10 protein-coding genes are annotated in these 11,056 nt (G+C 46.2%); 5 read left to right on the forward strand and 5 right to left on the reverse strand.

Annotated features, from left to right (window positions below):
* Positions 1-341: 341 nt before the first annotated feature.
* The 5 genes from AC3WRW_RS32215 to AC3WRW_RS32235 all read left to right on the forward strand — a co-directional run bounded on the left by AC3WRW_RS32215 (position 342) and on the right by AC3WRW_RS32235 (position 5,967).
* Positions 342-3,665, forward strand: a complete 3,324-nt coding sequence (locus AC3WRW_RS32215; RefSeq protein ID WP_492550298.1) for a pectate lyase-like domain-containing protein — start codon at positions 342-344, stop codon at positions 3,663-3,665.
* A gap of 188 nt (positions 3,666-3,853) precedes the next feature.
* Positions 3,854-4,300 (forward strand): hypothetical protein, encoded by a 447-nt coding sequence (locus AC3WRW_RS32220; protein WP_492550299.1) that lies wholly within the window; start codon positions 3,854-3,856, stop codon positions 4,298-4,300.
* 1 nt (position 4,301) lies between these two features.
* Positions 4,302-4,529, forward strand: coding sequence for a helix-turn-helix transcriptional regulator (locus AC3WRW_RS32225; RefSeq protein ID WP_492550300.1), 228 nt, complete (start codon positions 4,302-4,304; stop codon positions 4,527-4,529).
* A gap of 5 nt (positions 4,530-4,534) precedes the next feature.
* Positions 4,535-5,215 carry a DUF4386 domain-containing protein gene (locus AC3WRW_RS32230; RefSeq protein WP_492550301.1) on the forward strand — a complete coding sequence of 227 codons (681 nt, stop codon included), beginning with the start codon at positions 4,535-4,537 and terminating at the stop codon, positions 5,213-5,215.
* Positions 5,216-5,295: 80 nt separating this feature from the next.
* Complete coding sequence (locus tag AC3WRW_RS32235; protein WP_492550302.1) at positions 5,296-5,967, forward strand: class I SAM-dependent methyltransferase; 672 nt, start codon at positions 5,296-5,298, stop codon at positions 5,965-5,967.
* Positions 5,968-6,399: 432 nt separating this feature from the next.
* Here the strand turns inward: AC3WRW_RS32235 and AC3WRW_RS32240 are convergent, their stop codons facing one another.
* The 5 genes from AC3WRW_RS32240 to AC3WRW_RS32260 form a co-directional block, all read right to left on the reverse strand.
* Positions 6,400-6,879, reverse strand: a complete 480-nt coding sequence (locus tag AC3WRW_RS32240) for a DUF6530 family protein (protein ID WP_492550303.1) — start codon at positions 6,877-6,879, stop codon at positions 6,400-6,402.
* A gap of 88 nt (positions 6,880-6,967) precedes the next feature.
* Complete coding sequence (locus tag AC3WRW_RS32245; protein ID WP_492550304.1) at positions 6,968-7,330, reverse strand: GIY-YIG nuclease family protein; 363 nt, start codon at positions 7,328-7,330, stop codon at positions 6,968-6,970.
* Positions 7,331-7,371: 41 nt separating this feature from the next.
* Entirely contained in the window at positions 7,372-8,268 is an 897-nt protein-coding gene (locus tag AC3WRW_RS32250) for a vWA domain-containing protein (protein ID WP_492550305.1), read from the reverse strand.
* Between the two features lie 197 nt (positions 8,269-8,465).
* The gene (locus AC3WRW_RS32255) at positions 8,466-9,584 is read right to left on the reverse strand and encodes an AAA family ATPase (RefSeq protein WP_492550306.1); all 1,119 of its coding nucleotides are present in this window, start codon (positions 9,582-9,584) and stop codon (positions 8,466-8,468) included.
* A gap of 12 nt (positions 9,585-9,596) precedes the next feature.
* Positions 9,597-10,802, reverse strand: a complete 1,206-nt coding sequence (locus tag AC3WRW_RS32260; RefSeq protein ID WP_492550307.1) for an MFS transporter — start codon at positions 10,800-10,802, stop codon at positions 9,597-9,599.
* Between the last annotated feature and the right edge of the window lie 254 nt (positions 10,803-11,056).

An 11,056-nucleotide genomic window follows, 5' to 3' on the forward strand; every position in this document is an offset into this window, starting at 1 on the left:
ACATAACATATATTATTTGATTTATGCATGCCTATCAACTAGAAATACAGTCAAAAAAGCGCATACATGAATAGCGCTCTTATCCTTACTTACTTTTCCTTTGTGTTTCTATTAAATTAAAAATTACTATTGGAGGCATTCCCAACACCTTAAATTTATCTCCTTTTCTCCTTAAGTTTACCTCTTTCAATGAACGCGGTATTATTCTATGCTGAAGATACCAACTAAGAGACAGCATCCTACTTTTGAAAGAAGAGAGGGTGATCGGCGCTAGAAATGTAATCGCTTACTAATGAACATCAGGCATGACGTTTCTTTTCCAATCTGAGGGAGGTATATGAATGCGCAGTTTTAAGAAAATGATTTCATCCGTATCCATGATGGCGATTGTCCTCAGTTTATGGAGTCCTGCAGGCATTTCACAAGCAGCAACTCCAATCACTGATGCGAATTCTACGATTTTCGGCCCCAATGTCTATGTATTCAGCCCGGATATGCCAGCTGCGGATATTCAAAGCACGGCTAGTTCCATATTTGGCAGACAGGAAAGCAATGAGTTCGGTACGGAAAGAGATGCCCTACTATTTAAACCAGGAAGTTATAATGTTAATTTCTATGTGGGCTTCAATACGCAAGTATCTGGTTTGGGACAAAATCCGGATGATGTGCTCATTAACGGCGGGCTCAATGTGAATGCAGATTGGGATAACGGGAATGCAACACGCAACTTTTGGCGCGGTATTGAAAACCTGAGTATTAATCCGACGCTCACCATTCCCGCTCCAGCGCATATCACTTCAGGGACAACGCAAATCGCCGTTTCGCAAGCAGCGCCTCTTCGACGGTTACATATTAAAGGGAAACTGAATTTGTTTGACTTTGATTCGAATTGGAATGCCGGATGGGCAAGCGGAGGTTTTCTAGCGGATTCCATTGTCGATGGTCAGATAACGCCAGCTTCCCAGCAGCAATGGTTCTCTCGTAACAGCCAATGGTCGAGTTGGTCCAACGGGGTTTGGAACATGGTATTCGTAGGTGACAAGAATGCACCGGCGGGGACATTCCCCGATCAGCCGTATACGGTCGTTCCGAACACGCCTGTCATCCGTGAAAAACCTTATTTATATATTGACAAAACGGATCAATATCAAGTGTTTGTTCCCTCGCTCTCACAGAATACGCAAGGAGCCAGCTGGGCAACGGGAGCAACGCCAGGTCAGTCCATCGGGATCGACCAGTTCTATATCGTTCGTTCGGATCAACCTGGCACATCGAGTGCTGCAAGCATCAATGCTGCATTAGCAGCCGGGAAGAATTTGTTGTTTACACCGGGAATCTATCGCCTCGATGATACAATTCGTATCAATAACGCAAATACGGTTGTACTCGGAATCGGGATGCCAACGTTAATTCCAACGACAGATAAGCCTGCAATGACGATTGCCGATGTGGACGGCGTGAAATTAGCTGGACTGCTTTATGAGGCCGGTCCAAATGCAACCTCGACGCTATTGGAAGTCGGACCTACAGGCAGTACGAACAATCATGCAACGAATCCAACCTCGTTACACGATTTATTCTTCCGCACTGGCGGAGCCGTAGCTGGAACGAACGCATCCCAAATGAAAATTAACAGCAATAACGTCATTGGGGATCATTTCTGGATGTGGCGCGCCGACCATGGCGCTGGCGCCGGCTGGACCAGCAACGTATCGACGAACGGTCTCATTGTGAACGGAGCCGATGTCACGATTTACGGATTATTCAACGAGCATCACAATGAATATCAAACGATATGGAACGGGAACGGAGGCCGGTTGTATTTCTATCAATCCGAGATTCCGTACGATGTTCCGAATCAAGCGGCTTGGATGAACGGAAGCAAGAATGGCTATGCCTCCTATAAAGTGGCGGACTCCGTCACTACACATGAAGCTTGGGGCCTCGGTGTTTACTCTTACTTCAGAGATGCAGCCGTGAAACTTGAATCCGCTATTGAAGCGCCTAACGCCGCAGGGGTAAAAATTCATCACGCTACGACCATTTGGTTAAATGGGACACCAGGCAGTGAAATCACGCACATCATTAACAATCTGGGTGGGCGTGTCTACGGCAATTCAGGCAGTGCGATGAGACAAACGCTCAACGAATTCGTCGGTTCGGATGTTGGGGATACGATACCGCCAAGCACTCCTACGAATTTAACAGCGACAGCTACGGCCTATAACCAAGTTAATTTAGCTTGGACAGCATCGACAGATAACGTAGCGGTAGCAAGCTATGATATTTACCGCAACGGCAGTCTCATTGGCAATGCAACATCGAACTCCTATAGCGATACCAGTGCCAAACCCGGAACGACCTACAGCTATACAGTTACAGCGAAAGATGGCGCCAACAACGTTTCCCCCGCTAGCAATACGGCAACTGCGACTACACCTAAGAAACCGTTGGATCGTACGGGCTGGACAGCCACTTCGACTTCAACAAGCACAGACGGTCCGATGAATCTTTTGGATGGCAACATGAACACCCGATTTAGCATGGGTAAACCGATGGCGCCGACTCCGGAGCAATCCTTCACCATCGATATGAAAGCTCCAACGGCCATTACCAGCATCGAGATGGATTCAACAGGCAGCAATTCCGACTATGCGCGAGGTTATGCACTCTATGTTTCAAATGATGGCGTTAGCTGGGGCAGTCCAATTGCAACGGGTACTCCTGACTCGGGTCCGATCGTTACCGTTAACTTTGAACCCCAAACCGTCCGGTATTTCAAAGTGGTCCAAACGGGCACAGCCTCGAACTGGTGGTCAGTTCGCGAGCTTAGAGTATATGGCTTGACACCGGCATCGGCGTCCTTAACGGTTCCGGCGAATGTGAACAGCGGGCAAAACTTTGATGCAACCGTTGAACTAGACAGTGTGGTATCAAGTGTATATGCCCAAGATATTAATTTCACTTACGATCCCAACGTTGTGGAGTTCCTTTCAGCGGAATCCTTACAGTCTAAAGTCGTTATTGCGGCACTATCCAATGCTGGAGGCCGTTTGCGCTTCTTGACTGCGAATATCGGCGGCGGCGGCAGTGTGAACGGTCCAATATTGAAGCTGCATTGGAAAGCAAAAGAAACAACGGATAATGTCAGCACTACCATAGCTCTTTCCAGTATTGCGCTGGCTGATCTACAAAAGGAAACTAATCTCGATGGAAGCTCGAAGGTCATTCTCGTAAAAGCCCTTGTAGATCTGACTGAACTGAGAGCACTGATTAATCAAGCACAAACACAGCACGATGCAGCCACGGAAGGTTACTCCTCCGGTCAATACCCTATTGGCTCGAAAGCAAAGCTGCAAGCTGCAATTACCTCAGCCTATAATGTAGCCAATAATCCGGATGCAACGAAATCAGATGTCGCAGGAGCAATAACGGCACTGACGGCAGCCCTGCAAGCATTCACGTCTTCCGTCTACACTTCTGACCCGGCAGACATGAATAATGACGGTAAATTCACGGTAGTCGATTTAGCTATTGTGGCAGCGGCATATGGCAAAACTTCCGCCGATCCTGATTGGGAGATGTATAAACGAGCCGATTATAACCGAGATGGCAAGGTAGATCTCATAGACTTGGCTGCTGTTGCACAACGTATTCTGCAATAAGAACCTCCGTAAATCGTTTAAGTTGGTAGGCTAAGCTGAACGACGCCCGTTATGATACACTTTGTATCTTAGCGGGTTTTTTCTAATCGACAATGTAAAGTAATCTTGACATGATGTTAACTTTTTATTACATTGAGAATATAATACTATACATTATGTAAAAGTTAACGTACAAAGGAGTGTGAACCATGACTTATCAAGAAAAGAAAAGCATCGTATCGTTAATTAGCGCTATTCTCATTTTCGGATCTTATTGCATGTACATGTACCCGCAGTATCCCGACGGGGCACCGGAATCAACCTCTACCTTACACTTCTGGGGTTCCTTCGTCCTCATTTTGACGGTGGTTTCCATTGTCGCCCACATCGTGATCAGCATTATTTTTAACATCGTCTTTCGAATGACGACCAAAGAAAAGGAACCATCCTTTGAAGACGAACTGGATAAGCTGATTAACTTGAAAGCCGCCAGAAATTCTTTCGCTGTATTTATTCTCGGTTTCCTTCTTGCCATGGGATCGCTTGTTATCGACAAGCCATCCTACGTCATGTTCATGGTTCTGATCGCTTCGGGGTTCCTTTCCGATGTGACCGGCTCCATAACGAAACTGTATCACTATCGGAAAGGAGTCTAATATGAGCAAAAATCTTGTCGGCAATCACATCCGTAAATTACGGTTCAATCATGATGAAATGACCCAGCAGCAATTGGCTGACAAGGCAGGCGTAACAAGACAAACCATCGTGGCCCTGGAAAAGGGAAACTACTCACCGTCTCTGGAACTCGCTTTTCGCATCGCTCGCGCCTTTAACTCGCCGCTAGAAGAAGTATTCTTTTATGAGGATGAAAAAGATGGAGGTTAGATAGGATGTCAGTGAAAATGGCTTCTAAAATTGTAGGAATATTGTTTATCCTTGCAGCCGTTACGGCGGTAATCGGTGGTCTCATCTTATACAAACCAATCCTAAACGATCCTAATTACCTGACTCAAGGCTCCGAACACGCCAATCAGATCGTACTTGGAGCGCTTATGGAGTTAATTCTCGTCGTTTCCGCGATTGGAACTGCAACTACCATGTTTCCAATATTAAGAAAATACAATGAAACCATCGCCCTGTGGCATGTTTGCTTCCGGTTTCTCGAAGCCGTTATTATTACCGTCGGTGTGATCAGCGTACTGGCCCTGCTGACTTTAAGCCGGGAATTCGTAGCGGCAGGAGCCTCGGACATCGCCTCTTTTCGAGCTTCCGGCACCTTGCTAAAAGCGCTGCATGACTGGACATTCTTGCTAGGACCCAATTTCATGCTGGGCATTAATACGATGATGTACAGTTATATCTTTTATCAATCAAAGCTCGTCCCCAGGTTTATCCCCATCTTAGGTATGTCAGGCTCCATACTCATTTTTCTCTGCGCGTTGCTCGTCATGTTCGGTGTAATTGAACAGCTTTCGGCTTGGGGCGGTATTTTAGCGGTGCCAATTGCGGCCAATGAAATGATCCTCGCTGTGTGGCTGCTTGCTAAAGGATTCAATGTTAGTTCTCGCTAATTTTGGAAAAAGCGGTAATAGGACAAATTTGTTCTCGAATACGATTAGAAAGTTGTCATGTTGTAAAAGGAGGACTTCGGATGAGTTCCCTATTCCAATCCCGCTTTTTCAAGCAGTCCGATCCAATGGAACGAGAGTTTGTATACCGTTTGCCTGAGCCTTGGTGGAGCAGACCTTATGAGTATGCCTGGTGCGTCTCCTTTATAGAGTCCGGCGATACGGCACTAGATGCGGCTTGCGGTATCCCACACCCGTTTAAATTCGTGCTTGGTCGGAGATGTCAGCATGCTTATGCTTGCGATTGGGACTCCCGCATCGTCTCATCGAACAGCATCCTGGATGCCGTTCGGTTGGAAATTAACGAAGATGCAGCCGAAATTGTACAAAAGGAGGCGTTTACGGAAACTCATCTCAGTCAATCAAGCCTTACGCAGCTTCCTTACGCGAATTGTTTTTTTGATAAAATCTTTTGTATTTCCGTGTTCGAACATTTGAGTCTTGCAGACATGCCGTTGGTCTTGGAGGAATTCAAAAGAACGCTTAAGGATGACGGAATCGTTCTCCTCACACTCGACTACCCAACCATTGATTTGAGTAATTTTCAATCGTTGGTTCAGAACGCAGGGCTGGAATTCTGCCATGAAGCGGACTTCACCCTTCCGCCTGATGCTTTAAGAACTGACTTGTGGGGTGGATTATATTGTTTTCGAGCAGCGCTAAAAAAACGGTTCTTAACTCCCGGTAGTGCCTGATTTTGAAAGCACAAGCCCATCTTTTATGTATTCCACCATCTCTGTGGATGGCATTCCGGCCGGATTGAGTTTTCTTCTTGGCTATATTATGATCTTAGGTTCTTATGTTTATTACCATAAAAGACAAAAATCCGGCTCGTTAAAAGAGACCATTGCTAGTGGAATATAAGGGTTGATCAGAGCCAATATCGTGGGTTGGAGGGAATCTGCCGGCGGTTATGCTACTGTGATTAAAATAAAAGGAAAATCCCCCTCTAAATGGAATGCAGATGCTTGTCAGAGACTTTTAACCGGAAAAACTCCCGCTATTTGCACCGATTTCGTGATAATCTACGAAAAACGGTCAAATCAACGGGAGTTTTTCCTTCTAAATACCCAGAAAAGTCATCATTCGACCCATTAGTGGGAGATTTTCCAGTTATTCCAGCTATTCTAATAACCCATATCCTTTAATATTTTGGATAACGTGCGCAGACGTTCCCCGATCAGCTCATCGTCGTCGCTCAAAGCTTGGTTGAAGAGCTTAATATCTTCATTAATTCGCTCATTGTCCGTACATACGGCTACCGTCATAGCATCACCTTGCAAGCCGACCCGGTCGATGACGGGCTCCTGCGGGTCGTATAAATGCTCGTATCTATAGGCTTCACGAAAATGCTCCAGTGTTCGGCAAATCAGAATGGATAAATCGAGAACCCGGTGGAGCGGCAGTTCTTCTGACTGTCTTGACCATTTTTCTCCTGTATATCGCCATACTTTGGCCGAAATATCGACCTTCCCTCTATCGTTCCACTGGGCTAAGCCTAATGACAGGCCTTTTGCATCCGTGTTTCGGGCGAGCCGTCCGTCGATCTGCTCATAGTTTTCCGACACGATAACAGGTTTATGCTTCAAGGTAGTGGGTATTTTCATTGTAATTCCCTCTTTCCGTTTACCTATTTACTAATTTACTAAACGACGGTTTCATCTTATCTTGAATTTCACCGTTAGTCAATCCGGCTTAATCCTTAAGAGGCTTATTATATCCTCTATCTCCGTAGGGCTGTAGCTTCTCAAGCCACGGCTTTAAGATTTGCTTTTTCTCCCAGCGCATGTCGGTCATCTTCTCGGCATCCTTCTGTTCCAGCACCTCATAATCGAAGCTATCCTCTCCGAATTCCTTCCAATCATTCTGTAGCTGGGCATTGGCGAATCTTCCGGCGTCCAACTGCATCTTCAGGGTAAGCCATTTGTTTTTCAAATTCGGATAGCTGTCGATGTAGATTTTGCCGTTGACTTTATTCTTGATTTGGGCAACGCCCATATAAACTTTGATCTGTTTATAATCCTCTAGAAGCTCCTTGCGCTTACTTTTGTCCATCATGGATTTCCCTCCCTATCGAATCGATACATATTTTATGATAATTACAAATGCCTTGCGATAATTCGAACCAGCTTGGCAGGGAATTCCTGTAGATTCGTAATATCCAAAAATCTTTCATTCCCATAAATTGCACTCATGACATCCTTGTCTTGCCCAATTGCGGCTGCTAGAAATGTAATGCCTTTCCGTTCATATTCCTCTAACGTTTGCTGCATATCTAAAGCGGCATACCTTCCGGTATAGTCGTCCATTGCTTTGGGCTGTCCGTCGCTTATGCTAATCAACAGCTTTGTTTGTTGCGGCGCAGCAGCTAGCCGTTCCGCCATAATTCGAAGAGCCATTCCATCACGGTTATTGCTTCTGGCCCGAATCTGCATAAGCCTCAATCGATCATTAGCATCCGGTTTATCATAATCGGCATACGCATAGATCGACATTTGCTCCATTTTGGAGACATCCGCAGTATCGCCGTAGATCATGATGGGAATATGACATAATTGACAATATTCATACACCGCAATTACGGCTCGCTTGGCTGCTTCCAGCCTACCGAAAGCTGACATCGATGCGGATTCGTCCACCCTTAGACCAACCACAAGGGAAGGAGACTCCGTAGGAGGGCGTTTCTTGGCAAAATACCGGTAATCTCTATAGGCAACGCTATCTGCTTGAAATTTGCTGCCATAATAATGACTTCTCGCAAATTCGGAAGACATCTCATGTTCCAAGAGCGGAAGCGTCTTTCTGGCGATTTCCTTCACGACCGGCATCAGTCCCTGACTTAGACTGACATATTCCTGTTGATTTTCCTGATCGTAATCCGGACGGTGAACAACGAGCTTGACTTTATTATGAATCGAGTCAGACACAATCTCCCTTGCTGCTTGATTCAGCTTTTTACGGAAATCGCGCTCTTTCTGTTTCGTATCCTCCGACACGAACTCAAGATTGGCCTGATGATATCGGAGAGAGCCGTCTTCTCCAAAATCTGACCGCTCCGTCCGGGTAGATTCATCCCCAACATGCGAAGAACTTTCCTCGCTATCTGCAGATTTTTTTAATGCGATACCCTTCTCTTCTTCCTGGTTATCATGCTCACTATCCGCGCCGTCTATATCTCCCCATGTCTTGATCTCTATGGCATCGCTATAATTTCGTTTTTTTTTACTTCAAACGGAGCTTCCTCTAAGCTGGCTATCAAGCCTTGCTTTTCGAGTGCTTCTTCCAAGAGTTTAATCTCTTCGGAATCCGTTGTGATCTTATAGATGACTTTATGATAAAGGGATTGTTTGGCGGAGGCTCCTCCTGCAACCGCATCTGCCCAGTAGAAGAACGAGCGCATGCCAGCCACACCTTTGATTGCATTAGCCCGGGCTGTTTTGTCCAAAATAATAATGATATCTGCTAAAACGCTCAATACCTTTTCATCCTGATATCCGATTTTGGAGATGGCGCGTTCTACCATGATTTCTTTAGTTGGCAGATCCATCTTTTCCGAGTGCTGAACCCTGTCACGCAGTGCTTCGTTAAGCGGCCTAGACCCTGCATAACTGCGGTTTGTTGTGATCACCGCTATGAAGTCCGGATGTCTTCGTATAATTTCGGTGGGAAGATTGATGCTGCCATCCAGCTCCAGGGCCGAGTTTAACGCCATCAATACCGCGGCATCGCGAATAACGTTCGGTTCTTGGATTTCCAGAAGATAACCTTGTTGATAGGCTCTGACGATCTCAGATGGGTAAAATCGGTACTCGACCGCTTCGCCTTCGTTGTTTTCCGAAGCTAGTTTCAGCAGCTGCTTCATTTTAAAGGCAGCCTCTTCCTGTGTAATCCCTAGTACGTCCATCAAAATTTCGCTTATACTTTGAAAACCATTGCTTTCATACAATGCTTTCAATACGGTTTGCTCCGCAGGCTCCAATTGCTCCAATCGGTCGGAAGAAATCACAGGCAAAATAGCGCCAATAATATCCGATTTATCCATGTCGGCAAAGCAGGTTACTTTTGTATAAGGCAGCCCGAAATTTGCCGATAACGCTTTGGCCAGTTGTGTTTTACCGGAACCCGCGTCACCTTCCAATAAAATATTGGCGATTTTCATTTCCCCGCGATGCCAGTTGCGCTTGATTTCGTTGCTAATGCGCCGTTCTTCCTCACTGACCTTATGCGATAACGGCTTTTTCCAAACAAGCATTTTTTCTACATCTGTCAGCTGTCTTTCCGGTGACAAAACATATGTTTCGAAATCAGTCATTCCTTTCTCCTCCTATCCGTCATGTGCTTTGAGCTTCGCTTTTGGCTTAACAATAAGAGGCAGCAGCAGAAGCGCTCCGATCAGAATCAAACCGCCGCTGACCACATAGACCCCCAGCAGAGATAACGCATTTTTCAGATACCCCGATATGAACATGCCAAGCACCATCATCCCCATAAAAGCAGGCATAATCGTTCCCGATACCCGGCCAATAAAAGCCCCTTCCGTATTCCGCACAAGAAGCGTCTGGATTCCACCTTGAATACTTGGGTAAAATAAACCGCTGATCACCAGAAGAGCTATAGTGAGCCATATCATCGTAGACGCGCCTATTCCTACTGTACTAACTGCGGTAACAATCAGACCAACCATGAGCAGCACTTGAGGCTTCACCTTTTTGGCGATCCCTATGATGGCCGCACCGCCAACCAACATGGCTGCCCCATTGGTCATAACCAACCATTGCAGGAATTGCTTGCTCTGTCCCAATTTCTCCATGACAAGAAAAATCTGCAGCGGCTGAATCAGTCCTGATCCCAATCCCATCGCCGCGAACGTCAAACTGAGCGTTCTTAAAGATGGATTGGACCCGATATACCGGAGCCCAGCCTTCATCTCCTTCACGAAGCTGCCTGCTTCACTGCTCTTTGCCTCCTCCGCGTCGCGGGGAAGCGACGTTAATACAAGTGAAGAGCCTAGGAACATGACGGCCGTTAGGATCAGAGAGGCATGAATGCCAAACTGTAAGAAGATAAACGTCCCGATGACCGGACCCAAGACCGTAAACACGGCAATAACCGTTTGGGACAAGGCCATCACGCCTTGCAATTGTTCGCCAGGCACGTGCCGTTTGTACAATTTCATCGCCGATGGCTGAGAAAATTGAGACAGGCTGGCGGAAATGAAGGATCCGACGAGAAGTGCCGTCCATCCGCCGTTCGTAACGGCAAGCAGCACCGCCACAACGGACAAGCTGGAGAGCAGGTCGCTCCATACCATCGTCCGCTTCGGCCGCCATCGGTCGGCAAAGGTTCCGCCAATAAGAGCGAATAGAAAGATCGGAGCGAATTCCGCTACCGAAATCAGTGATACATACACCGGATTATTTTGCGTCAAATCGGTAACATAAAGAAGTACGGCATAATTCCGAATCCAAATTCCCAGCTGTAAAAACACGCGGGAAAGGATGATTGTTCGAACATAACGATTGGAAAACATGTTTAAAATCTCAATCCTTTCTTATTTTTAATCATTTGCGCAGTCGTTCGGTGGGCAGCTCACCATCGTTTATTTTACTAATCAACTACGCTAATAATTTACTAAATTACTAAGTCAGTATATATCGATTCGCTGCACCAGTCAATCCGCTTTTTTTTGGCTTCGTAATTGTGCAACCGCGTTTTCAACGAAATTGGGCTTGAGAACGCAAGGATAAACGACTTCGTCGTCCTTTCAGCACGAGCACGTTTGTC

This window comes from Paenibacillus sp. FW126-R14 (genome assembly GCF_058789495.1).